This window comes from Streptomyces durocortorensis, assembly GCF_031760065.1.
Lineage (GTDB): Bacteria > Actinomycetota > Actinomycetes > Streptomycetales > Streptomycetaceae > Streptomyces.
Map to the genome: position 1 here is coordinate 2,204,772 of NZ_CP134500.1, position 24,948 is coordinate 2,229,719.

General features: G+C 71.2%; 19 protein-coding genes. 7 read left to right on the forward strand and 12 right to left on the reverse strand.

Going from position 1 to position 24,948, the window contains the following annotated elements; genetic code table 11:
- Window positions 1-36 precede the first annotated feature (36 nt).
- Together ureG and RI138_RS09730 are read left to right on the forward strand one after the other, a co-directional pair.
- Window positions 37-738: an urease accessory protein UreG gene (gene ureG, locus RI138_RS09725; protein ID WP_311119579.1), complete on the forward strand. Its 702-nt coding sequence runs from the start codon at window positions 37-39 to the stop codon at window positions 736-738.
- On the forward strand, window positions 735-1,550 hold the full coding sequence (locus RI138_RS09730) for an urease accessory protein UreD (RefSeq protein ID WP_311119580.1): 816 nt from the start codon (window positions 735-737) through the stop codon (window positions 1,548-1,550). Before ureG ends, RI138_RS09730 begins: the two co-directional genes overlap by 4 nt.
- 293 nt (window positions 1,551-1,843) lie before the next feature.
- Here RI138_RS09730 and RI138_RS09735 read toward each other — a convergent pair whose 3' ends face one another.
- The 3 genes from RI138_RS09735 to RI138_RS09745 form a co-directional block, all read right to left on the reverse strand.
- Window positions 1,844-3,553 carry a vWA domain-containing protein gene (locus tag RI138_RS09735; protein WP_311119581.1) on the reverse strand — a complete coding sequence of 570 codons (1,710 nt, stop codon included), beginning with the start codon at window positions 3,551-3,553 and terminating at the stop codon, window positions 1,844-1,846.
- A gap of 138 nt (window positions 3,554-3,691) precedes the next feature.
- Window positions 3,692-4,594 carry an ABC transporter permease gene (locus tag RI138_RS09740; protein WP_096630971.1) on the reverse strand — a complete coding sequence of 301 codons (903 nt, stop codon included), beginning with the start codon at window positions 4,592-4,594 and terminating at the stop codon, window positions 3,692-3,694.
- Window positions 4,591-7,245 carry an alpha/beta fold hydrolase gene (locus tag RI138_RS09745; protein WP_311119582.1) on the reverse strand — a complete coding sequence of 885 codons (2,655 nt, stop codon included), beginning with the start codon at window positions 7,243-7,245 and terminating at the stop codon, window positions 4,591-4,593. The genes RI138_RS09740 and RI138_RS09745 overlap by 4 nt, the downstream gene beginning before the upstream one ends.
- A 132-nt stretch (window positions 7,246-7,377) precedes the next feature.
- Between RI138_RS09745 and RI138_RS09750 the strand changes: the two genes are divergently transcribed.
- Window positions 7,378-7,806: a GNAT family N-acetyltransferase gene (locus RI138_RS09750; protein WP_311119583.1), complete on the forward strand. Its 429-nt coding sequence runs from the start codon at window positions 7,378-7,380 to the stop codon at window positions 7,804-7,806.
- 34 nt (window positions 7,807-7,840) lie between these two features.
- Here RI138_RS09750 and RI138_RS09755 read toward each other — a convergent pair whose 3' ends face one another.
- The 6 genes from RI138_RS09755 to iolC all read right to left on the reverse strand — a co-directional run bounded on the left by RI138_RS09755 (window position 7,841) and on the right by iolC (window position 15,080).
- Window positions 7,841-8,458, reverse strand: coding sequence for a DUF4291 domain-containing protein (locus tag RI138_RS09755; protein WP_311119584.1), 618 nt, complete (start codon window positions 8,456-8,458; stop codon window positions 7,841-7,843).
- Between the two features lie 129 nt (window positions 8,459-8,587).
- Window positions 8,588-10,090 (reverse strand): CoA-acylating methylmalonate-semialdehyde dehydrogenase, encoded by a 1,503-nt coding sequence (locus tag RI138_RS09760; protein WP_096630977.1) that lies wholly within the window; start codon window positions 10,088-10,090, stop codon window positions 8,588-8,590.
- Between the two features lie 47 nt (window positions 10,091-10,137).
- Window positions 10,138-12,177 (reverse strand): 3D-(3,5/4)-trihydroxycyclohexane-1,2-dione acylhydrolase (decyclizing), encoded by a 2,040-nt coding sequence (iolD, locus tag RI138_RS09765; RefSeq protein WP_311119585.1) that lies wholly within the window; start codon window positions 12,175-12,177, stop codon window positions 10,138-10,140.
- Window positions 12,174-13,073, reverse strand: coding sequence for a 5-deoxy-glucuronate isomerase (gene iolB / locus RI138_RS09770; RefSeq protein ID WP_311119586.1), 900 nt, complete (start codon window positions 13,071-13,073; stop codon window positions 12,174-12,176). Before iolB ends, iolD begins: the two co-directional genes overlap by 4 nt.
- Window positions 13,074-13,119: 46 nt before the next feature.
- Window positions 13,120-14,007 (reverse strand): Cgl0159 family (beta/alpha)8-fold protein, encoded by an 888-nt coding sequence (locus tag RI138_RS09775; RefSeq protein WP_311119587.1) that lies wholly within the window; start codon window positions 14,005-14,007, stop codon window positions 13,120-13,122.
- The gene (gene iolC, locus RI138_RS09780) at window positions 14,004-15,080 is read right to left on the reverse strand and encodes a 5-dehydro-2-deoxygluconokinase (RefSeq protein ID WP_311119588.1); all 1,077 of its coding nucleotides are present in this window, start codon (window positions 15,078-15,080) and stop codon (window positions 14,004-14,006) included. Before iolC ends, RI138_RS09775 begins: the two co-directional genes overlap by 4 nt.
- Before the next feature lie 133 nt (window positions 15,081-15,213).
- Between iolC and RI138_RS09785 the strand changes: the two genes are divergently transcribed.
- Together RI138_RS09785 and RI138_RS09790 are read left to right on the forward strand one after the other, a co-directional pair.
- The gene (locus RI138_RS09785; protein ID WP_311119589.1) at window positions 15,214-16,140 is read left to right on the forward strand and encodes a sugar phosphate isomerase/epimerase family protein; all 927 of its coding nucleotides are present in this window, start codon (window positions 15,214-15,216) and stop codon (window positions 16,138-16,140) included.
- Window positions 16,141-16,348: 208 nt separating this feature from the next.
- Window positions 16,349-16,540 (forward strand): helix-turn-helix transcriptional regulator, encoded by a 192-nt coding sequence (locus tag RI138_RS09790; RefSeq protein WP_010064909.1) that lies wholly within the window; start codon window positions 16,349-16,351, stop codon window positions 16,538-16,540.
- A 29-nt stretch (window positions 16,541-16,569) separates the two neighbouring features.
- Here the strand turns inward: RI138_RS09790 and RI138_RS09795 are convergent, their stop codons facing one another.
- Window positions 16,570-17,349 carry a class I SAM-dependent methyltransferase gene (locus RI138_RS09795; protein WP_311119590.1) on the reverse strand — a complete coding sequence of 260 codons (780 nt, stop codon included), beginning with the start codon at window positions 17,347-17,349 and terminating at the stop codon, window positions 16,570-16,572.
- A 361-nt stretch (window positions 17,350-17,710) separates the two neighbouring features.
- On the opposite strand from RI138_RS09795, the gene RI138_RS09800 reads away from it, so the two are divergent.
- A complete protein-coding gene (locus RI138_RS09800; protein ID WP_311119591.1) occupies window positions 17,711-18,025 on the forward strand; it encodes a heavy-metal-associated domain-containing protein in 315 nt (104 codons plus the stop codon).
- Between the two features lie 102 nt (window positions 18,026-18,127).
- Window positions 18,128-20,605: a heavy metal translocating P-type ATPase gene (locus RI138_RS09805; protein WP_311119592.1), complete on the forward strand. Its 2,478-nt coding sequence runs from the start codon at window positions 18,128-18,130 to the stop codon at window positions 20,603-20,605.
- A 594-nt stretch (window positions 20,606-21,199) separates the two neighbouring features.
- Here the strand turns inward: RI138_RS09805 and RI138_RS09810 are convergent.
- On the reverse strand, window positions 21,200-22,498 hold the full coding sequence (locus RI138_RS09810) for a citrate synthase (protein WP_096632892.1): 1,299 nt from the start codon (window positions 22,496-22,498) through the stop codon (window positions 21,200-21,202).
- A gap of 214 nt (window positions 22,499-22,712) precedes the next feature.
- Window positions 22,713-24,938: an SF1B family DNA helicase RecD2 gene (gene recD2, locus RI138_RS09815; RefSeq protein WP_311119593.1), complete on the reverse strand. Its 2,226-nt coding sequence runs from the start codon at window positions 24,936-24,938 to the stop codon at window positions 22,713-22,715.
- Between the last annotated feature and the right edge of the window lie 10 nt (window positions 24,939-24,948).

Consider the following 24,948-nt stretch of genomic DNA (forward strand, 5'->3'; position numbering starts at 1 on the left):
CAAGACACAACGCGAGACACGACACAAGGAAACCGGATGCACCTCGACCACGATCTCAACGAGAAGTACCCGCACCGCCACACCTACAGCGCCCCGGCCCCCGAGCGCCCCGACGGCACCCGCCGCGCGTTGCGCATCGGGCTCGGCGGCCCCGTCGGCTCCGGCAAGACCGCCACCGTCGCGGCCCTGTGCCGGGCCCTGCGCACCGAGGTGTCCATCGCCGTGGTCACCAACGACATCTACACGCGCGAGGACGCCGACTTCCTGCTCCGACAGGCGGTCCTGCCGCCCGAGCGGATCCAGGCCGTCGAGACCGGCGCCTGCCCGCACACCGCGATCCGCGACGACATCTCCGCCAACCTCGAAGCCGTCGAGGAGCTGGAGGAGACGACCGGCCCCCTCGACCTGATCCTGGTGGAGTCCGGCGGGGACAACCTCACCGCCACCTTCTCCAAAGGGCTGGTCGACGCCCAGATCTTCATCATCGACGTCGCGGGCGGCGACGACATCCCCCGCAAGGGCGGCCCCGGCGTCACCACCGCCGACCTCCTCGTCGTCAACAAGACCGACCTCGCCCCCTACGTCGGCTCCGACGTGGAAGCCATGGCGCGTGACGCCGAGGCCCAGCGCGGCGACCTCCCGGTCGCCTTCACCTCCCTCAAGGAGGAAGGCGGCGTCAAGCCTGTCGCCGACTGGGTCCGCGAACACCTCACCGACTGGGCGACAGGCTCTGCATGACCTCCGCCACCGCATCCGCCGTTCCGACGGACCGCGGCTCAGCCGCCGTCGGCGTACGAGCCACCGCCCGCATCACGGCCGCCGCCAGGGGCTGCGCCACCGCCCTGCCCGTCCTCGACGGCGACGGCCCCTTCGAACTCCGGCGTCTGCGCTCACGGGGCGCCGAAGCGCGGGTGTGCGTCGTCGGAGCCATGAGCGCTCCCCTCGGCGGCGACCGCCTGCGCATCGAAGCCACCGCCCAGCAGGGCGCCGCCCTCCACGTCACCTCCGCGGCCGCGACCCTCGCCCTCAGAGGCCCCACCAGCGCACACGCCAGCTACGACGTGCACCTGACCGTGGCGGACAACGCGGAACTCCGCTGGCTGCCCAAACCCCTCATCAGCGCCGCCGGCAGCAATCTGCGGCAGACCTGGACGATCGACCTCGCCCCCACCGCACGGCTCGTCCTGCGCGAGGAGCTGGTACTCGGGCGTACGGGCGAACCGCCGGGCCGCGTGACCACCCGGCTCACCGTCCGGCGCGGCGGACACGTACTCCTCGACCAGGAAGCGGACTACGGGCCGGGAGCCGTCGGCTGGGACAGCCCGGCCGTCCTCGCCCACCACCGGGCGACCGGCCAGATCCTCATCGTCGGACCCGGCTTCGACGCGGCACCACCCACCGCCCAGGCCCTGACCGACCCCTCGCAGGATGGACTGGCCGTCCTCACCCCCCTCGCGGGCCCCGCCGTCCTCATCACCGCCATCGCCCCTGGCGGCCTGCGCCTGCGCCACCTCCTCAACATCGCCCACACCACCCGCCTATCCCTCTGATCCGACCAGAGCCGCCGGGCCGTCCGCACACAGGGACGGCCGTCAGCGGACCAGCCGGTTCCGCCCCTTGGCCGGTGTAGGTGACCAGCGGGCACGAGCTGTCCCAGGAAGCATCACCGGGCTGCCGCCTCTGCCTCGTGAGGAGATCTGCGTCCACCCCTCACACGTACGCGTTGCAGCTGACCGGAACGCGCAAGACTGACTGGCCCGCGGACTGACTCGTGGCCCTGGTCGGCCAGACCGGCCGACCAGGGCCACGACACAGCTCCCGCCCCGCTCAGTCGATCCCGCCCTCAGTCGATCTCGCCCTCGGTCGGTTCCGGTCCCTTGTCCGTGCCCGGTCCGCCCTTGAGCCGGTTCGCCTGGCCGATGGCCGTGGCCAGCTTCCGTACGGAGCTGTCCTCGGTCGCCTCCGCCAGTTGGGCCGCCCGGGACGCGAGTGCGCCGAGCCCGGGCGCCCCGGGGAGGTCGCCGTTGCGCAGGTTGTCCGCGAAGAAGGCAGCCACGGCTGCCACTTGGAGCCGGTCGGTGTCGCCGCCCCACAGGGGGCCGCCGATCGCGTCGGTCCGTACGGTGCCGGTCTTCTCGTGGGCCTTGCGGGTCTTGGGGTCGAGCCAGCGCACGGTGGCCCGGGCGACCGTGCCGGACGTGCCCGCGCGCAGGCGTACGGCGTACAGCGCGGTCACCGTGTGGCCGGGGCCGACCTCGCCGCCGTCGACGCTGTCGTTCCGGAAGTCCTCGTCGGCGACCTTGCGGTTCTCGTAGCCGATCAGCCGGAACTGCCGCACCGTCTTCGGGTCGAACGCCACCTGGGCCTTGGCGTCGCGCGCCCGGATTTCGAGGTGGGCGGGCAGCTGGTCGACGAAGACCTTGCGGGCCTGCTCGTCGTCACCGACGTACGTGGTGTTCCCGTCGCCCTTGTTGGTGAGCTGCTCCATGAACGCGTCGCCGTAGTCGCTGCCGACCCCGACGCCGAAGAGGGTGATGCCGTACTCGCGGCGGGCCGAGTCGATCTTCTCCAGGATGTTCTCGGCCTTGGTGTCGCCGGTGTTGGCCAGCGCGTCGGACAGCAGCACGACTCGGTTGGTGGCGCCCTCGCGGTGGCCCTCGACGGACTCCTCGTAGCCGAGGGTGATGCCCGCTTCGGCGTTGGTGGACTGTGCCGGCCTCAGCTCCGCCACCGCGCCCTTGATCCGGTTCCGGTTGTCCTTGATACGAGTCATCGGGAGCCGGGTCTCGGCCTCATTGCTGAAGGTGACCAGGGAGATGGAATCGTCGTCGCGCAGCTCGTCGGTGAGGACCGTGAGGGACTTCCTGACCAGGTCGAGGCGGCCGACCTCGGCCATGGAGCCCGAGATGTCGACGACGAACGTCAGCGCTGCGGGCGGCCGTTCACTGGCCGGTGGGGCGGTCCTCGTGGCCAGCCCGACTCGAAGCAGCGACCAGTCGGAGGCTCCGGTTCCGCCACCCCCGCCTCCTCCCCCGCCCTTCAGGGTGTCGATGCGCGCCCCGTCGACGGTCACCGAGAAGCCGTTGCCCGCGGGCCGTTCGTACCCCTGGCGGAAGCTGTTGACGAACTCCTCGGGCCGTACGTCCTGGGGTGCGGGCAGCTTGCCGTCGCCGAGGGTGCGGCGCGCGTAGCCATAGCTCGCGGTGTCCACGTCCAGGGCGAAGGTGGAGAGATAGTCGGGCTCGGCCGGGTCCGGCGCCCGCTCCCCCTCGCTCTCCCGGACCCCCTGTGCGGGCGCGGCCGCATCGGGCGCGGGCTGTCCGCCGGTCGCCCCCGGCCCCTTGCGGGCGGCGGAGTTGCGGTCGGCGGTGGCCCCGCTGTCTCCGGTGCCGCCGCAGGCCGTGAGCAGCACGCCGCCCGCCAGCAGGAGCGCGAGGACTCCGGTCCGCCCGACCGCCGTCCGGCCCCCTGTCCCCGCCCCCGCGCCTGCCCCTGCCCTTGCCCGCTTCCCGCGCCGCTGACTGTGCGGTCCGAGCCGATTGGCCTGGTTCATTCGTAGCCCCCCACGTTGTCACGATGTCCTCGACATCTGTGAATGTGACGTACGGGGCCCCCGGGCGGAGTCGACGAAAGCGTTGCGGAACCATCTCGATGCGGCAACAGCGGGCGGGCGGGCGGCGGAACATCAGGTTCAGGACACGATGTCCTTACGACTGAACCCGCGGAAGGCCAACGCGAACAGGATCAGGGCATAGGTCACTGATACGGCCGTGCCCTTGATCATGCCGCCCCACTCCAGTTGCGGCTGAAGCGCGTCGGCCCAGGCGAACTGCCAGTGCGCGGGCAGGAAGTCGCGCCAGGAGCCGAGTGCGGTGATCGCGTCGAGCACATTGCCGAGAATCGTGAGGAAGACCGCACCGCCGACCGCGCCGAGCGGCGCGTCCGTCTTCGTGGACAGCCAGAACGCCAGCCCGGCGGTGACCAGTTGGGAGACGAAGATGAACGCCACGACGAGCGCGAGGCGCGGCACGGTGTCCCCGGCCGCCAGCGCTCCCCCGGTGGGCAGTTTCAGCGGGCCCCACCCGTAGGCCGCCGTGCCCGCCGCCAACGCGACGACCGGCAGCAGCACCATCGCGGCCAGGCTGAAGCCCAGCGCCACGACCAACTTGCTCCACAGCAGCCGCACACGCGGCACCGGCGCGGCGAGCAGATAGCGCAGGGAGGACCAGCTCGCCTCGGAGGCGACGGTGTCCCCGCAGAACAGGGCCACCGGGATCACCAGCAGGAACCCGGCCGAGACGAACAGCGAGGTCGCGGCGAAGTTCGCGGCCGACTCGGTCGCCACGTCCATCAGGTTGATCCGGTTGCCGCCCCGGCCGCCGCCCTCGCCGTCCGGTGTGCCGCCGATCGCGAAGGCGATGATCAGGATGAACGGGAGGGCGGCGAGCACCCCGCCCATGAGCAGGGTGCGGCGCCTGCGCAACTGCCGCATGGCCTCGACGCGGAGGGGGAGGGTGCGCCCGGCGCGGTAGCCCGCGGCCTCCGGGTGCTCGGTCTCCACCCGGGACTCGGGAGGCTGGACGGGGGCGCTCATGCTGCTCCTCCGGAGATCAGGGTGAGGAAGGCGTCCTCCAGGCGGCGGTGGGGTCCGACGCCGGTGACCGGGACGTCGAGCCGGACGAGGTCGGCGACGAGCCGTGAGGTGGTGGCCCCGTCGAGGCGGACGAGGAGCCCGCGCCCGTCGTCGGTGCGGACGGCGGAGCCGATGCCGGGCAGGGCGGCGACCTTCTCCGCCAGCGGCTCGGACACCTCCTCCGCCACGCTCACCAGGAGCATGTCGCCGGAGCCGGTGATCTCGGCGACCGGACCCGCCTGGACGAGCCGGCCCCGGTCCATGACGACCAGGTGGGTGCAGGACTGCTCGACCTCGGAGAGCAGGTGGCTGGAGACGATGACGGTCCGGCCCCCGGCCGCGTAACGGATCATCACGTCCCGCATCTCACGGATCTGCGGCGGGTCGAGCCCGTTGGTCGGCTCGTCGAGGATGAGCAGGTCCGGCATGCCGAGCATGGCCTGCGCGATGGCGAGCCGCTGCCGCATGCCCTGGGAGTACGTCCGTACGGCACGGGCCAGCGCGTCTCCGAGTCCGGCGATCTCCAGGGCCTCGTCGATGCGGGCGTCCTCGGCGGGGCGGCCGGTGGCCTGCCAGTACAGGTCGAGGTTGGCGCGCCCGGAGAGGTGCGGCAGGAACCCGGCCCCCTCCACGAACGCCCCGACCCGGGAGAGCACGGGTGCGCCGGGCCGGATGGCCTGCCCGAAGACGCGGATCTCGCCCTCGTCGGGGCTGATGAGCCCCATGAGCATGCGCAGGGTCGTCGTCTTGCCCGCGCCGTTCGGCCCCAGCAGCCCGAGCACCTGCCCCTTCTCGACGCGGAAGGACAGCTCGCGCACGGCGTACCGGTCGACGGACTTCGCGTACTTCTTCGAGAGCCCGGTGATCTGGAGTGGTACGTCGGCGAGTTCGGGGTCCGGCGCGGGCGTCGCGGTACGGCGGCGGGCCGTGAGCAGCAGACCGGCCGCGATGACGAGGGCGGCGGTGGGAAGGCCCCAGGTCCACCACGGGAGCGCGGCGGCCGCGGTCCGCACGGCGGGCGCGGTGGGGATGGTCAGCGGTCCGTCGGCGGTCACGGTGTACGTGGCGGGCTCGGCCGGGGACGCGTAGCCGAGGTCGGTCGCGGAGAACACCAGCCGCAGCCGGTGTCCGGCGTCGAACTCGTGGTCCACGGCGGGCAGGGCCAGTTCGAGGGGCTTGCCCTGCTGGTCGGGGGTGATCCGGTAGGGGGCGACGAGCTGGTGGGGCAGCACCTGCTGCCTGCCGTCCGGCGACACGTCGTACACCTTGCCGAAGAGCACCGCGTCCCGGCCGCCGCTCGCCGTCACGTTGACCTTGACGGTCGGTGTGCCGGTGACGCGTACGGAGGTGTCGAGCGGGGCGGACTCGAAGCGGCCGAACTGCCCGGGGAAGTCGAGCGAGAGCCCGACGCCGAGGGAGGAGAGCTGGGCGAGTCCGCCGCCGATGCCCGGCACGGCGGAGATGGCGGGCGGCGAGGAGCCGGCCGGGTTGCGGAAGGTCTTCGTCCCACCGCCGAGCGCGAGGTCGCGGCCGCCGCTGCGCAGCCCGGGGTAGGTGTCGCTGCTCGCCCCGCGCAACAGGGCGGCGCCGTCGGTGGAGTCGAGGCCTCCGGTCCGGGTGACCCGGAAGACGGGCCCGGTGTCGGTGCCGCTCTCCTCCTTCAGGTGCCGGTCGAACCAGGCCCCGACGCGCCCCTCGACGCGGCTCGTCTCGCTGTCGCCGCCGTCGTGCCCGCCGGAGATCCAGTCGACGGAGACGGGCGCGCCGTTGGCGCTGATGGCCTTCTGCATGGCGTCGGCGTGGCCGAGCGGGAAGAGGGAGTCGGACTGCCCCTGGAGGAGGAGCGAGGGAACCTTGATGCGGTCGGCGACGGCGGACGGCGACCGCTCTGCGAGCAGCTTCACCGCCTCGGCGTCGGGCTTGCCGCTGACGGCGACCCGCTCGTACATCTCGCAGAGCCGCTGCTCGAACTTCTCGCAGCCGCCGCCGGTGGTGATGAAGATCCCGGCCCAGAGCTTCTTGAAAACCCCTTCGGGGAAGAGGGCGTCGGCGAGGTTCCAGTAGGTGATCACCGGCGCGATGGCGTCGACGCGCTCGTCGTGCCCGGCGGCCAGCAGGGACACGGCCCCGCCGTAGGAGGCTCCGGTGAGGCCGACCCGCGGGTCGCCCTTCCCGTCGAGCTCGACCTCGGGCCGCCCGGCCAGCCAGTCGATGAGCCGGGAGACATCCCTGACCTCGTTCTCCGGGTCGTTGAGGGAGATCTTCCCGCCGGACTTCCCGAAGCCGCGCGCGGACCAGGTCAGCACCGCGTACCCGTCGGCGGCCAGCTTCTCGGCCTGGGCCCGTACGTCGTCCTTGCTGCCGCCGAAGCCGTGCCCGATGAGTACGGCGGGCCGCTTGCCGGACCCTTCTCCGTAGAAGTACGAGGTGTCGACCGGCACCCCGTCCATCCGCAGCGTCCGGTCCTCGCGCTGCACGGCGGGCGAGCCGTCGTCGGCGACGGCGCTGAAGGTGCCACCGCCCACGAGCACGGCGAGCGCGGCGCCGGCCGCGGCCCACCGGCCGGGGGTGCGGGGCAGCAGGCGCCGCCATCGAGCAGTAGGGGTCTCCATCCCTCGACCCTAGTCGGCGGACGCAACCCGCTTGCCTGCCGCCAGGGTGAGGTGTGCGGCCTCCCTGAGAGGTACGGTGCACCTCCTCCGTACTCCGGATGCGGTACGGAATTTCCGCCTCGGGAGGCCATTGTGGACATTCGCCGCGCAACGACGGCCACGGAACTCCTCGCCGCCGGCCACCTCTTCGACACCCCGCCCCGCGAGACCTGGGCCACCCGCTTCCTCGCCGCGGACGGCCATCTGATGCTGATCGCGTACGTGGACGGCGTCCCGGCGGGCTTCGTCTCGGGCATCGAGATGCTGCACCCGGACAAGGGGACGGAGATGTGCCTGTACGAACTCGGCGTCGACGAGGCGTTCCGCCGCCGGGGCATCGGCGCGGCCCTGACGCGGGCGCTCGTGGACACCGCCCGGGAGCGCGGGTGCTACGACCTGTGGGTCGGCGTGGAGCGCGACAACGAGGCGGCGCTGGCGACGTACCGGGCGGCGGGGGCGGCGGACGACGGGGACTTCGCGATGCTGACGTGGGAGTTCGCGGGGGAGGACGCTTCGGAGTAGAGCGAGCGGGGGGCACGCGACCCCGTCGCACCGCTCACACCGCGATGTCCCCGGCGGGCCGCACGGGGCGTGGCGCGGCCAGGTCGAGCGGTGTCTCCACCGGCAGCAGGGCGGCGGCCCGCTCCCGCTCCCCCGCCCGGACCGCCGCGTGCACCTCGCGCGCGAGCGGGGTGACGTCGCGGACGGCCACGGTCCACTCGTCCGCGTACCGCCGGGCGGCCTCGCCGCTCAGCCCGAGCTGGAGGGAGCGGTACGGGAGCGGGTTCAGGTCCAGGTCGCGCTCGGGGTCCCACTGGACCCGGGCGGGGGCGGTGCGCAGGCTCCGCTTCCAGGACCGCTCGTCGGGGTGCACATCGCGTACGTAGTGGGAGAGTTCGGCGTGCGCGAGGGCCCATTCCAGGCCGCTCCGCTCGATCTCGACGGCGAGGACGACCTCCTGCCCCTCCTTGGTGCCCCAGCCGCAGCGGTACATCATCCACAGGAAGCTGGGCTTGATCCAGGTCATCCGGTCCCGCTTCCAGGCGGCGGGAAACCGCCCGTCCCGTGCGGCGGGCAGCCCGATGTCGGGCCGGTACGCCTGGTAGACGGTGACGGTCGAGGCGGTGTGCTGGGCGCGGATCTCGTAACGGGGCGGGAGGGGCTGGGTGTTCATACGCCCAGGATGAGGGACGCGTACACATCAGGGCACCCGGATTTCCGCCGGTGGCCGGGCGCGCCCGAAGCCCCCGCCCGCGGCGAACGCGGACGGGGGCCAGGGCCGGGGGAAGCGGGGCGGCGGCCCTCAGTGGTTGCGCGGGAAGCCCAGGTCGACGCCTGCCGGGGCGTCGGCCGGGTCGGGCCAGCGGGTGGTGACGACCTTGCCGCGGGTGTAGAAGTGCACGCCGTCGTTGCCGTAGATGTGGTGGTCGCCGAAGAGCGAGTCCTTCCAGCCGCCGAAGGAGTGGTAGCCCACCGGGACCGGGATCGGGACGTTGACGCCGACCATGCCCGCCTCGACCTCCAGCTGGAAGCGGCGGGCCGCGCCGCCGTCACGCGTGAAGATCGCGGTGCCGTTGCCGAACGGGGAGGCGTTCATCAGGGCGACGCCGTCCTCGTACGTGTCCACGCGGAGCACGCACAGCACCGGGCCGAAGATCTCGTCCTTGTACGCGTCGGAGTCGGTGGAGACCTTGTCCAGGAGGGACAGGCCGATCCAGTGGCCGTCCTCGAAGCCCTCGACCGTGTGGCCCGTGCCGTCGAGGACGACCTCCGCGCCCTGGGCGGCCGCGCCCGTGACGTAGGAGGCGACCTTGTCACGGTGGGCGGCGGTGATCAGGGGGCCCATCTCGGAGGCGGGGTCGTTGCCGGGGCCGATCTTGATCTTCTCGGCGCGCTCGCGGATCTTGGCGACCAGCTCGTCGCCGATCGCGCCGACCGCGACGACGGCGGAGATCGCCATGCAGCGCTCACCGGCGGAGCCGTACGCAGCCGATACCGCCGCGTCGGCGGCCGCGTCCAGGTCCGCGTCCGGGAGGACCAGCATGTGGTTCTTCGCGCCGCCGAGCGCTTGGACGCGCTTACCGTTGGCGGAGGCGGTGGCGTGGATGTAGCGGGCGATGGGGGTGGAGCCGACGAAGGAGACCGCCGCCACGTCGGGGTGGGCGAGGAGGGCGTCCACCGCGACCTTGTCCCCGTGGACGACGTTCAGGACACCGTCCGGAAGGCCGGCCTCCGAGGCCAGCTCGGCCAGCAGGTTGGCGGCCGACGGGTCCTTCTCGCTGGGCTTCAGCACGAACGTGTTGCCGCACGCGATCGCCAGCGGGAACATCCACATCGGCACCATGGCCGGGAAGTTGAACGGGGTGATGCCCGCGACGACGCCCAGCGACTGGCGGATCGAGGAGACGTCGACCCGGTTGGAGACCTGGGTGGACAGCTCGCCCTTGAGCTGCGTGGTGATCCCGCACGCCAGCTCGACGATCTCCAGACCGCGGGCGACCTCGCCCAGCGCGTCCGAGTGCACCTTGCCGTGCTCGGCGGTGATCAGCGCGGCGATGTCGTCGCGGTGGGCGTCCAGCAGCGCGCGGTACCGGAAGAGGACCGTGGTGCGCTGGGCGAGGGAGGACGTGCCCCAGGTCGCGTAGGCGGCCGTCGCCGCGGCCACCGCCGCGTCCACCTCCTCCACCGAGGCGAGCGCCACCCGCGTGGTGACCGCGCCGGTGGCCGGGTCCGTGACGGGACCGTACTGGCCCGACGTGCCCTCCACTGTCTTGCCGCCGATCCAGTGGTTGACGGTCTTCGTCATGACGTACTCCTTCAGACTTCGGGCTTCAGGCAGGCGCAGGCGTGGTTTCACAGGTGGCGGCGTCGGGCGGCGACCTGCCGGCCGTACTCCTCCCGAGCCTTGACCGCCGCCGGGCGGCTCGCGGTTTCGGCTACCGGAACATCCCACCACGCCTGTGCCGGAGGGGGGCCCGACACTGTGTCGGGCGTTTCGGTCTCGACGTAGACACAAGTGGGGCCCTCCGCGTCGCGGGCCTCTGCGAGGGCTTTGCGCAGGTCGTCAACGGTGGTGGCGCGCAGCACGTGCATGCCGAGGGAGGCCGCGTTGGCGGCGAGGTCGACGGGGAGGGGCGGGCCGGTGAAGCCTCCGTGGGCGTCCCGGTGGCGGTAGGCCGTGCCGAAGCGCTCGCCGCCGACCGCCTCGGAGAGGCCACCGATCGAGGCGTACCCGTGGTTCTGGAGGATCAGCAGTTTCAGCGGCAGTCCCTCCTGGACGGCGGTGACGATCTCGGTGGGGTTCATCAGATACGTGCCGTCGCCGACGAGCGCCCAGACGGGGCGGCCCGGCCGGTCCGCGCGGGCCTGGGCGGCGGTCGCGAGCAGGACACCGATCGCGGCCGGGATCTCGTAGCCCATGCAGGAGTAGCCGTACTCGACGTGGTACTGGTCGCGGGAACGGGTCCGCCAGAGCTTGTGCAGATCGCCGGGGAGGGAGCCCGCCGCGTTGATCAGGATGTCGTCCTCGGTGACGAGCGTGTCGAGGAGGCCGAGGACCTGGGTCTGGGTGGGGCGCGCGGAGGGGTCCGGGGTGGCGAACGATGCCTCGACCCGCTCCTCCCACGCCTCCTTCGCGCTGGTGTACTCCGTCTCGTACGCCGGATCGACCCGGTACCGCCGTCCGGCGAGCGCCGCCGTGAGCGCCTCCAGACCGGCGCGGGCGTCGGCGACGAGCGGGAGGGCGGCCAGCTTGTGGGCGTCGAAGCCGGTGATGTTGAGGTTGAGGAAGCGGACGTTCGGGTTCGCGAAGAGCGTTCCGGACGCGGTGGTGAAGTCCGTGTAGCGGGTGCCGATGCCGATCACCAGGTCGGCGCTGCGGGCCAGCTCGTCGGCGGTGGCGGTGCCGGTGTGCCCGATGCCTCCGACGTCGGCCGGATGGTCGTGGCGCAGTACGCCCTTGCCAGCCTGCGTGGTGGCGACCGGGATGCGGGTCCCGGCGGTGAACGCGGCGAGGGTCTCCTCGGCGGCGCTGTGGCGGACCCCGCCGCCCGCGACGATCAGGGGGCGGCGGGCCGAGCGCACCGCCCGAACGGCCGCTTCCAGTTCGAGCGCGTCAGGGGCGGGCCTGCGGATGTGCCAGTCCCGCTCGGCGAAGAACTCCTGCGGCCAGTCGTAGGCCTCCGCCTGGACGTCCTGCGGCAGCGCGAGTGTGACCGCCCCGGTCTCGGCGGGGTCGGCGAGGACCCGCATCGCCTGGAGGGCGGCCGGGATCAGCGCCTCGGGCCGGGTGATCCGGTCGAAGTAGCGCGAGACGGGGCGCAGGCAGTCGTTGACCGATACGTCTCCGGCGTGCGGCACTTCGAGCTGCTGGAGTACGGGGTCGGCGGGCCGGGTCGCGAACGTGTCGCCGGGGAGGAGCAGGACGGGCAGGCGGTTGATGGTGGCGAGGGCGGCCCCGGTGACGAGGTTGGTGGCCCCCGGGCCGATGGACGTGGTCACCGCGTGCGCCGAGAGCCGCCCGGACTGACGGGCGTACCCCACGGCAGCGTGCACCATGGCCTGCTCGTTGCGGCCCTGGAGGTACGGCATGCGGTGCGCGATCCCGCTTCCGGTCCCGATCCCGTTTCCGCCTCCGCTTCCGCCGCCGCCCGCTTCCACAAGTGCCTGGCCGATGCCCGCGACGTTGCCGTGGCCGAAGATGCCCCAGGTGGCGCTGATGAGCCGCTGGCGGCGGCCGTCGCGCTCGGTGTACTGCCGGGCCAGGAAGGCGACCAGGGCCTGAGCGGTGGTCAGACGGCGGGTGGGACAGAGCCGGTTCGCGGGACTCGTCGGGCTCGCGGGACTCGCGGAGCCGGTGGGATTCGTCGGGCTCGCGGGACTCGTCGGGCTCAAGGTGTTACCTCCGGGCCGGGCGACGGATGCGCCGTGTACAGCGGGAGTCTGGCGTCGATCGGCTCGTCTCGCCAGGTGTCGCGGATCCAGCGGTGGTCGGGATGGTCGCGGATCAGCCAGGCGCGCTCCTCCCCCGGCCCGGCCATCACGTTCAGGTAGTACAGCGTGCGGCCGGGCGGGGCGATGGACGGGCCGTGCCAGCCGTCGGGGATGAGGACGGCGTCCCCGCTGCGGACTTCGGCCAGGACGTCCGTACCGCCGTCGCGCGACGGGGAGACCCGGTGGTAGCCGAGCCCGCCGTCCTCGACCTCGAAGTAGTAGATCTCCTCCAGTTCGCACTCCTCGCCCGGGACGTGCTCGTCGTGCTTGTGGGGCGGGTACGAGGACCAGTTGCCGCCGGGGGTGAGGACCTCCACGGCGATCAGCCGGTCGCAGTCGAAGGTGTCGGCGGCGGCGAAGTTGTTCACCTGGCGCGAGCAGGTGCCGGAGCCGCGCAGCTCGACGGGTACCTCCGGCGCGGGGCCGTAGCGAGCGGGGAGTCGTCGCTCGCACTTCGCTCCTGCCAGGGCGAAGCGGCCTCCAGCGCCGGAGGCGATCTGTGCCTGGGCGTCACGGGGTACGTACGCGAAGTCGGAAACCCCGCTGAACACGCTCTCCCGGCCCAGCAGTTCAAAATTCTCACCTGCTGTATGCACCGTACAGCCGCCGGTCAACGGCAGGACGATCCATTCGCTCCCGCCGGTGACGAGCGTGTGAACTCCACCGGGCTCCAGCTCCAGCACCCGCAGGCTTGACCGGTCCCATCCGGCCCGCTCGGGATCGATATCGAGGGCGTACGGGCCGTCCGCGGCACTGCCGGAGACCAGGTGGTGCTGGTGCTGGTGATGTGTCGTCATGTCCGACTCCCTACCCGTCCGGAAACCGTCTGGAGCGATACGCCGGTCAGAGCGATACAGCGGTGTCGACGGCACGCGCCACGTCCCCGCCGACCGGGTAGAGCAGCGAGCGCCCGACGACGAGGCCCCGCACGGTGGGCAGCCGCAGCGCGGTGCGCCACTTCTCGTACGCGGCTTCCGGATCGCCGCCGACCTCGCCGCCGAGCAGGACGGCGGGCAGCGTGGAGGCCTCCATGACCCGACCCATGTCGTCGGGGTTCTCGGTGACGGGGACCTTCAGCCAGGTGTACGCGGACGTCCCGGCGAGGCCCGACGCGATGGCGATGGAGGTCGCCACGGCGGCGGCCCCGAGGTCGTTGCGGAGGCGGCCGTCGACGCGGCGGCAGAGGAACGGCTCGACGAAGACGGGCAGCCGGTGCGCGGCCATGGCGTCGATGGCCCGGGCGGCGGAGTGCAGGGTGTCCAACGAACCGGGGTCGTCGTGGTCGATGCGCAGCAGCAGCTTCCCCGCGTCGAACCCGTGGCGGACCAGGTCCTCGGGGCGGTGGCCGGTGAACCGGTCGTCGAGCTCGAACGCCGCGCCGGCCAGCCCGCCCCGGTTCATCGACCCCATGACGACCTTGTCCTCCAGGGCGCCGAGGAGGAGCAGGTCGTCCAGGACGTCGGCGGAGGCGAGGACACCGTCGACGCCGGGGCGGGAGAGGGCGAGGCAGAGCCGCTCCAGCAGCTCGAACCGGTTGGCCATGGCCAGGGCCCGGTCCCCGACGGCGAGCGCGCCACGTGCGGGGTGGTCGGCCGCGATGATCACCAACCGGTCGCCGGTGGTGCGGAGCAGAGGGCGCCGCTTCCGCCGCGCGGCGGCTTCGGCCACCGCTTCGGGGCGCTCGGCACGCAGCCGGACGAGCTCGGAAACGGAGACCGCGGCAGCGCTCATGAGCCCGCTCCGGTGGCGGGGGCCTCGGAGGCAGAAGCCTCGGGGCCGGAAATCACGGGACCCGGAACCTCGGAGGCGGAAGCCTCGGGGCCGGGAGCCTCGGGCACGAGGGCCTGTTCGACCTCGTGCGGGAACGGCATCGCGGGCGAACAGGCGAGGCGGGATGCGACGATGGCCCCGGCCGCGTTCGCGTACCGCACGATGCGGTCGAGCGGCCACCCCGCGAGCAGCCCGTGGCAGAGCGCGCCTCCGAACGCGTCCCCGGCGCCGAGGCCGTTGACCACGTCCACCGGCAGCGGCGGGCAAGCGGCGGCCGTGCCGTCACGGTGGACGGCGAGCACGCCCTCGGGGCCCTGTTTGACGACGGCGAGCTCCACCCCGGCCGCGAGCAGGGCACGGGCGGCGGCGTACGGTTCGCGCTCACCGGTCGCGATCGCGCACTCGTCGACGTTGCCGACGGCGACCGTGGCGTGTGCCAGCGCTTCCCGGTACCGCGCGGGCGCCTCCGTACTGTCGTCGCCGCCCTCCCAGAACATGGGCCGCCAGTCGAGGTCGAACACGGTCGCGATGTGCGGCGGGCCCGGCGGACTGCCGGCGCCGCGGGCCCGGAGGGCGGCCAGCGTCGCGGAACGGCTGGGCTCGGCGCTGAGCCCGGTGCCCGTCATCCAGAAGATCCGGGCATCGCGCACCGCGTCGAGGTCGAGTTCCGGCGCGTGGATCTCCAGATCGGGCGCCTTGGGCTGACGGTAGAAGTAGAGCGGGAAGTCGTCCGGCGGGAAGATCTCGCAGAACGTGACCGGCGTCGGATATTCCGCCACCGCCGTCACCCACCGGTCGTCCACCCCGAACTCCCTGAGCTCCTGGTGGAGATACTCCCCGAAGGCGTCCTCCCCCGTACGGGTGATGACCGCCGTCCGCCGCCCCAGCCGGGCCGCCGCCACCGCCACGTTCGTGGGGGAACCGCCGAGGAACTTGCCGAACGTCTCGACCCGGGCGAGCGGCACCCCGATCTCCAGCGGGTAGAGGTCCACCCCGATCCGCCCCATGGTGATCACGTCGTACGGCTCAGGCATGCGCATCCCTTCGACCCACCGGTGGCCGGCTGACCCCAGGTCTAGTCGCCTCCCGGGAACCCTGTCAATATTTTGTCCGGACATTCGGACGAACTCTTGACACTCTTCCGCACGGGCCCCGAGGCTGGGCGATATGACCGCCTCCGCCCGTTCTTCGGCCCGCATCCGTATCGGCTCGGCACCCGACTCCTGGGGAGTGTGGTTCCCCGACGACCCGCGGCAGGTGCCGTGGCGGCGCTTCCTCGACGAGGTCGCCGAGGCCGGGTACGCGTGGATCGAACTCGGCCCGTACGGCTATCTGCCCACCGACCCTGCCCGGCTGGCCGACGAGACCGGCAGCCGGGGGCTGACCGTCTCCGCCGGCACCGTCTTCACCGGATTGCACCACGGCCCCGACGTCTGGGAGCGGACCTGGGCGCATGTCGCGGACATCGCCGCACTGACCCGGGCCATGGGTGCCGAACACCTGGTCGTCATCCCCTCCTTCTGGCGCGACGACAAGACGGGCGAGGTGCTGGAGGACCGGACGCTCACCCCCGCGCAGTGGCACGATCTGGCCTCGCAGACCGAGCGGCTGGGCCGGGAGGTCCGGGAGCGCTACGGACTGCGGATCGTGGTCCACCCGCACGCCGACACACACATCGACAGCGAGGAGAACGTCAACCGCTTCCTCGACGCCACCGACCCCTCCCTGGTCTCGCTCTGCCTGGACACCGGGCACTACGCCTACTGCGGCGGCGACAGTGTCAAGCTCATCGAGACCTACGGGGAGCGCATCGGCTACCTCCACCTCAAGCAGGTCGACCCGGAGATCCTGGCCGCCGTGGTGGCGGAGGAGGTCCCGTTCGGCCCGGCGGTGGCCCGGGGGGTGATGTGCGAACCACCGGGCGGAGTCCCCGCCCTGGAACCGGTCCTGGACGCGGCGCGCGCCCTGGACGTCGACCTGTTCGCGATCGTGGAGCAGGACATGTACCCGTGCCCCCCGGACAAGCCGTTCCCCATCGCACGCCGCACCCGCGAGTTCCTCCGCTCCTGCGGATCGCCCGGCTCCGCCCTCTGACGTCCCCGGAACGTCACACATATCTCCGTTACGCGGCTTTTCCGTCACAGGCGATCAACAGCCCCACCCCGCCTGTCGGCCGGGGGCGTTGAACCGAGCACAGGCTGAGTGATCGTCGGCTTGCGCTCCGCGGCTCCCCCTTGACGGCCTCTCAACGGCTGCCACTGCGGAGCGCAGCAGAGCAGAGAAGTGCAGAGAGGTGTCACTGATGACGGACAGAACACTCTGGTCCTACAAGGACATTGCCGCACATATCCAGGTCCAGCCGGACACCGTCCGCTCCTATCGCAAGCACGGACTGCTGCCCCCGCCCGACCAGGTGAAGAACGGCAAACCGTACTGGTACGGAGACACCGTCCGCGCCTGGGTCGCCTCCCGCCCCCGCAACCGGGGCCGCTGACACCCCGCCCCCCTTCCCCCCTCTCCCCGCTACCTCTGGGCGGCGGCTGTGCGGAACAGCGCCGCCCAGAGGAACGGCTCCCCGAAGCGCGGAGAGTCGGGCGCTTCGTCGCGCATACGTCTCAGCTCGACCTCCGCCAGATCGGCGAAGATGCTCCGCAGCGCCTCGGGCGTATAGGCAAGTCCGCCCTGCAGACCTCCTGTTCGGTAGAGCTCCGCGTCCGGGAGCTCGGACCCCATCCCGCCCTCCCCCGCCGCGAAGCAGGTGAGCGCGAAGTGTCCGCCGGGCGCGAGGCAGCGTTCCAGGAGGGAGAGATAGCCGATACGGCGGTGGGGCGGCAGATGGTGGAAGCAACCGGAGTCGTAGATCAGGTCGTACGGGCCGGACAGGGCGGCCCCCGCCGCCGTCAGGTCGAACGCGTCACCGCAGTGGAACCTGACCGCCCCTGCCTCCTCCTCCCCGGCCCGCCCTGCCGCCCTCCCCCCGGCCCGCTCCCTTGCCCAGGCGATCGCGGCCGGGGAGAGGTCGACCGCGTCCACGTCGAACCCGAGCGCGGCCAGGTGGAGCGCGTTGCGGCCGGGACCGCAGCCGAGTTCGAGCGCGCGGCCCGGGGCGATCAGCCCCCGGCGGAGATACCCGTCGAGGCTCTCGTCGGGTTTGTCCACGAAGAACGGCACCATCTTCGAGCGGTCCGCGTAGAAGTCGTCCCACCAGGACGACCCGTCGGCCGTCCAGCGGTCGGCCTCCGGTGCGAACAGCCCGTCCAACAGCGCCATGACGTCATCTGCCGTGCGTACATTCCGGTCCATCCGGGCCCCCTTTTCCGATGGGGGAATTCTCGCGCATCCCCTCGCGAAATCCCAGGTCACAACATGTTTGCCGATTCCCCCAGCGGGTGTTTCACGCCGCCCCCGGCCAGCACCGGCACCCGCCTGCACCCCCTGCCGCTCCGCTGCCCGGCGGGCGCGACACCCCCCTCCCCGAGGCCGTTCCCGGGCTACCTGAGGGCTCTTTCCGAACGGGTTCCGCCCGCGACCGGCGCAGAGCGCCACCGGGGTGCATTGATACCCCCTAGGGGTATAGTATGGGGCAGTGGGGTTTCCGGAGGCCCTGCGGGCTGCCGCGCCCCGCCCCACGCCGCCGAAACGTGTTCGCGAAGAGGAGAACGTCATGACCGCCGAGACCGAGACCCCCCAGTCCACCGGCTCCTGCTGCTCGCCCACCGGGTCCTGCCACGACGGTGCGGCCGACGTGCAGATCGCGTCCGACTCGGTCACCACGGTGTACCAGGTCAAGGGCATGACCTGCGGCCACTGCGAAGGCGCCGTGTCGGAGGAGATCTCCGAGATCGCGGGTGTGACCTCGGTCAAGGCCGTCGCCTCCACCGGCCGGGTGACGGTGGAGTCCAAGGCTCCGCTGGCCGAGGAGGCCGTGCGCGCCGCCGTCGACGAGGCCGGGTACGAGCTCGTCGGCCAGGCCGTCTGAAGGCCGCGCCCCCGAGCCGCACCTCCCGCTCACTGTCGGGCCGGACCCACCAGTCGATACTGGTGAGGTACGGCCCGACCTGCGTTACCCAGGAGTTCGGACATGGCCAGCACAGCAGCAGCCGGTATCCCGGCCGCCGACACCTCCGAGGCCGAGCTCATGATCGGCGGGATGACCTGCGCCTCGTGCGCCGCCCGCGTCGAGAAGAAGCTCAACCGGATGGACGGCGTCACCGCCACGGTGAATTACGCGACCGAGAAGGCCCGCGTCACCTACGGGGAGGGACTGGAGCTGGCGGATCTCGTCGCGACGGTCGAGAAGACCGGCTACACCGCGCGCCCCGTCGCGCTGCCGCCGGACAGAACGCCGACGCCGGCACCCACCCCGTCCACCCCGCAGCCGTACGTCTCCGAGGCCGACGCCCGAACGGACGCCGAGGCCGCCCGCCGCACAACCAGCGACACGGGCACAGACGCGGGCCCGGACTCAGACACGGGCATAGGCGCGGGCTCGGAGACAGGCACAGGCGCAGGCACAGGCTCGGGTGCCGGCCCCGTCCTCCCGCCCCACGCCGCCACCAGCCCCGACACCGCCGCACCTTCCGCCGAAGCCGAGCAGGACGCCTCTCTGGCCTCCCTCAGGCAACGCCTGGTCGTGTCCGCCGCACTCGCCGCCCCCGTCGTACTGCTCGCCATGATCCCCGCCCTCCAGTTCGACTCCTGGCAGTGGCTGAGCCTCACCCTCGCCGCTCCCGTCGTCATCTGGGGTGGCCTGCCCTTCCACCGGGCCGCCTGGACCAACGCCAAGCACGGCGCGGCGACCATGGACACACTGGTCTCGCTCGGCACACTCGCCGCGTTCGGCTGGTCGCTGTGGGCCCTGTTCCTCGGCGACGCCGGGATGCCTGGTATGCGGCACGGCTTCGACTTCATCGTCTCGCGCGCCGACGCCACCTCCGCGATCTACCTGGAGGTGGCGGCCGGAGTCATCACGTTCATCCTGCTGGGCCGCTGGCTGGAGGCCCGCGCGAAGCGGAAGTCCGGGGCGGCGCTGCGGGCGTTGATGCACCTGGGCGCCAAGGACGTCACCGCCCTCAGGGCCGGTACGGAGGTACGCATTCCGGCGAGCGCGCTCGTCGTCGGCGACCATTTCGTCGTACGCCCCGGGGAGAAGATCGCCACCGACGGAACCGTGATCGAAGGTTCCTCCGCCGTCGACGCCTCCATGCTCACCGGCGAATCGCTGCCGGTGGACGTCACGGTGGGCGATCCGGTCACCGGTGCGACGCTGAACGCGGGCGGGCGGCTCGTCGTCGAGGCCACCCGCGTCGGAGCCGACACCCAGCTCGCCCGAATGGCCAAACTGGTGGAGGACGCCCAGAACGGCAAAGCAGCCGCCCAACGCCTCGCCGACCGCATCTCCGCCGTCTTCGTCCCCATCGTCATCGCCCTCGCCCTGGGCACCCTCGGCTTCTGGCTCGGCAACGACGCAGGACTCACCGCCGCCTTCACCGCGGCCGTCGCCGTCCTCATCATCGCCTGCCCCTGCGCCCTCGGCCTCGCCACCCCCACCGCCCTCATGGTCGGCACCGGCCGCGGCGCCCAACTCGGCATCCTCATCAAAGGCCCCGAAGTCCTCGAAACCACCCGCCGCGCCGACACCATCGTCCTCGACAAAACCGGCACCGTCACCACCGGCCGCATGACCCTCCACACCACCCACACCACCAAAACCACCACCGAACACGAAGTCCTCCGACTCGCCGGAGCACTGGAGAACGCCTCCGAACACCCCATCGCCCAAGCCGTCGCCACCGACACCACCGGCCCCCTCCCCACCCCCGACGACTTCACCAACATCCCCGGCCTCGGCGTCCAGGGCACCGTCGAAGGCCACGCCCTCCTCGTCGGACGCGAACAACTCCTGACCGACGCCGCGATTCCCCTCCCGCCCGAGCTGTCCGCGGCCCTGGCGGAGGCCGAGGAGAACGGGCGTACCGCCGTCGTCGTGGCCTGGGACGGGGAGGCGCGGGGTGTGCTCGGAGTGGCCGACACGGTCAAGGACAGCAGCGCGGCCGCCGTGGCCGAACTGCGCACCCTCGGGCTGAGGCCCGTGCTCCTGACCGGTGACAACCGGGCCGTGGCGGAGACGGTCGCGGCCGAGGTCGGCATCGAGGAGGTGTACGCGGAGGTCATGCCGCAGGACAAGGTCGACGTGGTCAAGCGCCTTCAGTCCGAGGGCCGTTCGGTGGCGATGGTCGGGGACGGCGTCAACGACGCGGCGGCTCTGGCCACCGCAGACCTGGGGCTGGCGATGGGCACCGGGACGGATGCGGCGATCGAGGCGAGCGACCTCACCCTGGTTCGTGGAGATCTCAAGGTGACAGCTGACGCAATCCGCCTCTCCAGGCGTACTCTGGCCACCATCAGGGGCAACCTCTTCTGGGCCTTCGGGTACAACGTCGCGGCCTTGCCCCTGGCTGCAAGTGGCCTGCTCAACCCTATGATCGCGGGAGCCGCCATGGCGTTTTCGTCCGTGTTCGTCGTCACGAACAGCCTACGGTTGCGTGCCTTCACGTAACTTCCACAAAGAGATTTAGATCACACCGCTATTGGGGTAACCATCCGGTGGGTTCGTGAGTCTTAGAGTGCGATGCCAAGGATGTCTTGGGGGACGTCCGATGGAGTGTCTTGGGGGACGCTCCTGTTGGCAAGCGTTGGCCGGGGCACGTGCACCGGGGAGCTTTGAGCGGCCCTCCCGTGCGTACGTACCCCGGCAGACCGCAGCACAACAGAACAACGGGAGCTTCGACTCCCTACAGACGCCCGGCCGGATCCCGTGGGGGGAATCCGCTCCGGGATATGGGAAGCGCCCCGGCCGTCGACCCGTGGGGGGATCGGCGGCGGGGCGTTTCTCGCGCGCTCAGCACCTCAGCGCCCCCCTTTCAGCGCCCCCCTTTCAGCGCCCCCCTTTCAGCGCCCCTCCTTCAGCCCCCTCCTTCACCGCCCACCTTCAGCTCAGCGGCCTCCCCGTCGGCGGGCTCAGGCAGGGCGCACACACCTGCCCGCCCCCTGAACGCCGAATCGCCCCGGACACCGCGCTCTGTGCGAAGCGCGGTACGCGGGGCGAAGGCAGTCGGCCGAAGAGGCCGGGTGGTGCGGGGAGGGCTCCGGGTCAGCGGCCCTCGACCGGGACGAAGTCACGCAGGACCTCGCCGGTGTAGATCTGGCGCGGGCGGCCGATGCGGGAACCCGGCTCCTTGATCATCTCGTGCCACTGGGCGATCCAGCCCGGAAGGCGGCCGAGCGCGAAGAGCACGGTGAACATCTCGGTCGGGAAGCCCATGGCCCGGTAGATCAGACCGGTGTAGAAGTCCACGTTCGGGTAGAGGTTGCGCGAGACGAAGTACTCGTCGGAGAGCGCGTGCTCCTCCAGCTTGAGCGCGATGTCGAGCAGCTCGTCGGACTTGCCGAGCGCGGACAGCACGTCGTGGGCGGCAGCCTTGATGATCTTGGCGCGCGGGTCGAAGGACTTGTACACCCGGTGGCCGAAGCCCATCAGGCGGACGCCGTCCTCCTTGTTCTTCACCTTGCGGATGAAGGAGTCGACATCGCCGCCGTTGGCCTGGATGCCTTCCAGCATCTCCAGCACCGACTGATTGGCGCCACCGTGCAGGGGGCCCCACAGCGCGGAGATGCCGGCGGAGATCGAGGCGAACATGTTCGCCTGCGAGGAGCCGACCAGACGCACGGTGGAGGTCGAACAGTTCTGCTCGTGGTCCGCGTGCAGGATGAGCAGCTTGTCCAGCGCCGAGACGACGACCGGGTCCAGCTCGTACTCCTGGGCGGGGACCGAGAAGGTCATGCGCAGGAAGTTCTCGACGTACCCGAGATCGTTGCGCGGGTAGACGAAGGGGTGCCCGATCGACTTCTTGTAGGCGTACGCGGCGATCGTAGGCAGCTTCGCCAGCAGGCGGATCGTCGAGAGGTGGCGCTGCTTCTCGTCGAACGGGTTGTGGCTGTCCTGGTAGAACGTGGACAGCGCGCTGACGACCGAGGACAGCATGGCCATCGGGTGGGCGTCGCGCGGGAAGCCGTCGAAGAACCGCTTGACGTCCTCGTGCAGCAGCGTGTGCTGGGTGATCTCGTTCCTGAAGGCGGCCAGCTCGTCGACCTTCGGCAGGTCACCGTTGATCAGCGTGTACGCGACCTCAAGGAACGACGAGCGCTCGGCGAGCTGCTCGATCGGGTATCCGCGGTAGCGCAGGATGCCCTGCTCACCGTCGAGGTACGTGATGGCGGATTTATAGGCGGCGGTGTTGCCGTATCCGCTGTCCAGCGTGACCAGGCCGGTATTGCTCCGAAGCTTCCCGATGTCGAAGCCCTTGTCGCCGACGGTGCTGTCGATCACCGGGTAGGTGTACTCGTCATCGCCGTACCGCAGTACTACAGCGTTGTTGGTGTGCTCGCTCACGTCATCCCTCACCGACGTAGTGCCTCTTCTTCGAGGTGCCCTGACTGTCTCCACCCTCCCCCATTCGGCTCAGGAGAGTGCACTCGGGGTCGTCCATTGGACCTACTGACGGCACTGAGTGCCGCCAACTTACTCATCCTGCCCCCTTGACTCCGGTTCCGGAAGGCCTCCGTGATGTTTCCCACCGATTTGATCGATCATTTTTGTGTAGGGGTCACGAGAAGTCTTCTCCTGAGCCGCCCCGGAGCCGGAAATCCAGTGCCGTACAGCGTCTGCCTGCGGAAACCGTGCGGACCGCCTGGCCGATCGCCTTACGGGACCCGACCAGCACGACGAGCTTCTTGGCCCGGGTCACGGCGGTGTAGAGGAGGTTGCGCTGGAGCATCATCCAGGCGCTGGTGGTGACGGGGACGACGACGGCCGGATACTCGCTGCCCTGGGAGCGGTGGATGGTCATGGCGTACGCGTGGGCCAGCTCGTCCAGCTCGTCGAAGTCGTAGCCGATCTCCTCGTCCTCGTCGGTGCGGACGGTGAGCCTCTGTTCGTCCGCGTCGAGGGCGGTGACGATGCCGACCGTGCCGTTGAAGACGCCGTTCTCGCCCTTGTCGTAGTTGTTGCGAATCTGGGTGACCTTGTCGCCGACGCGGAAGACTCGGCCGCCGAACCGCTTCTCGGGGAGGTCGGGGCGGCCGGGGGTGATGGCCTGCTGGAGCAGCCCGTTCAGGTGGCCCGCGCCGGCCGGACCGCGATGCATCGGCGCGAGGACCTGCACGTCACGGCGGGGGTTGAGACCGAACTTGGCCGGAATGCGACGGGCCGCCACGTCCACGGCGAGCTTGCCCGCGTCCTCCGTCTCGTCCTCCACGAAGAGGAAGAAGTCGCTCAGTCCTTCGGTGAGCGGGGGTCGGCCGGCGTTGATCCGGTGCGCGTTGGTGACCACACCCGACTGCTGGGCCTGGCGGAAGATCCGGGTGAGGCGCACGGCCGGGACCGGGCCGCCGTCCGCGAGCAGATCGCTCAGCACCTCCCCCGCGCCGACCGAAGGCAGCTGGTCGACGTCACCCACGAGAAGCAGATGGGCACCGGGTGCCACGGCCTTGACGAGCTTGTTGGCGAGCAGCAGATCGAGCATGGATGCCTCGTCGACGACGACCAGATCGGCGTCCAGCGGCCGGTCCCGGTCGTACGCCGCGTCCCCGCCGGGCTTCAGTTCGAGCAGCCGGTGCACGGTGGACGCCTCGGCTCCGGTCAGCTCGGCGAGCCGCTTGGCGGCGCGGCCCGTGGGCGCGGCCAGCACCACCTTGGCCCGTTTCGCCCGGGCCAGCTCGACGATGGACCGGACGGTGAACGACTTCCCGCAGCCGGGCCCGCCGGTCAGGACGGCCACCTTCCGGCTGAGCGCGAGCCGTACGGCCTCCTCCTGCTCGGGCGCGAGGCTGGCCCCCGTACGCGTGGCGAGCCAGGCCAGCGCCTTGTCCCAGTCCACGTCCTGGAAAGCGGGCATCCGGTCCTCGCCGGTGTTCAGCAGCCGCCGTACCTGCCCGGCGAGCGACAGCTCGGCCCGGTGGAACGGCACCAGGTAGACAGCGGTGACCGGCTCACCCCCCTCCGGTGACGGCACCTTCTCCCGTACGACACCCTCCGGGTCCGCGGCGAGCTCCGCCAGGCACTCGATGACCAGCCCGGTGTCGACCTGGAGCAGCTTCACCCCGTCCGCGATGAGCCGCTCCTCGGGAAGGAAGCAGTGCCCCTGGTCGGAGGACTGGGACAGCGCGTACTGAAGCCCGGCCTTGACGCGCTCGGGGCTGTCGTGCGGAATGCCGACCGCCTGGGCGATCCGGTCGGCGGTCAGGAAGCCGATGCCCCAGACGTCGGCGGCCAGCCGGTAGGGCTGGTTCCTCACGACGGAGATGGAGGCGTCCTCGTACTTCTTGTAGATGCGGACGGCGATGGAGGTGGAGACGCCGACGCCCTGGAGGAAGACCATGACCTCCTTGATCGCCTTCTGTTCCTCCCACGCGGCCGCGATCATCTTCGTGCGCTTCGGGCCGAGGCCGGGGACCTCGACGAGGCGCTTCGGTTCGTTCTCGATGATGTCGAGGGTGTCGACACCGAAGTGGGTGGTGATCCGGTCGGCCATCACCGGCCCGATGCCCTTGATCAGCCCGGAGCCGAGGTAGCGGCGGATGCCCTGGATGGTGGCGGGCAGCACGGTGGTGTAGTTCTCGACGGTGAACTGCTTGCCGTACTGGGAGTGCGAGCCCCAACGGCCCTCCATCCGCAGCGACTCACCGACCTGCGCACCGAGCAGCGCACCGACCACGGTGAGGAGGTCACCGCCTCCGCGCCCGGTGTCGACGCGGGCGACGGTGTACCCGTTCTCCTCGTTGGCGTACGTGATCCTCTCCAGGACCCCTTCGAGGACGGCCATGTTGGACATGTACCGACGC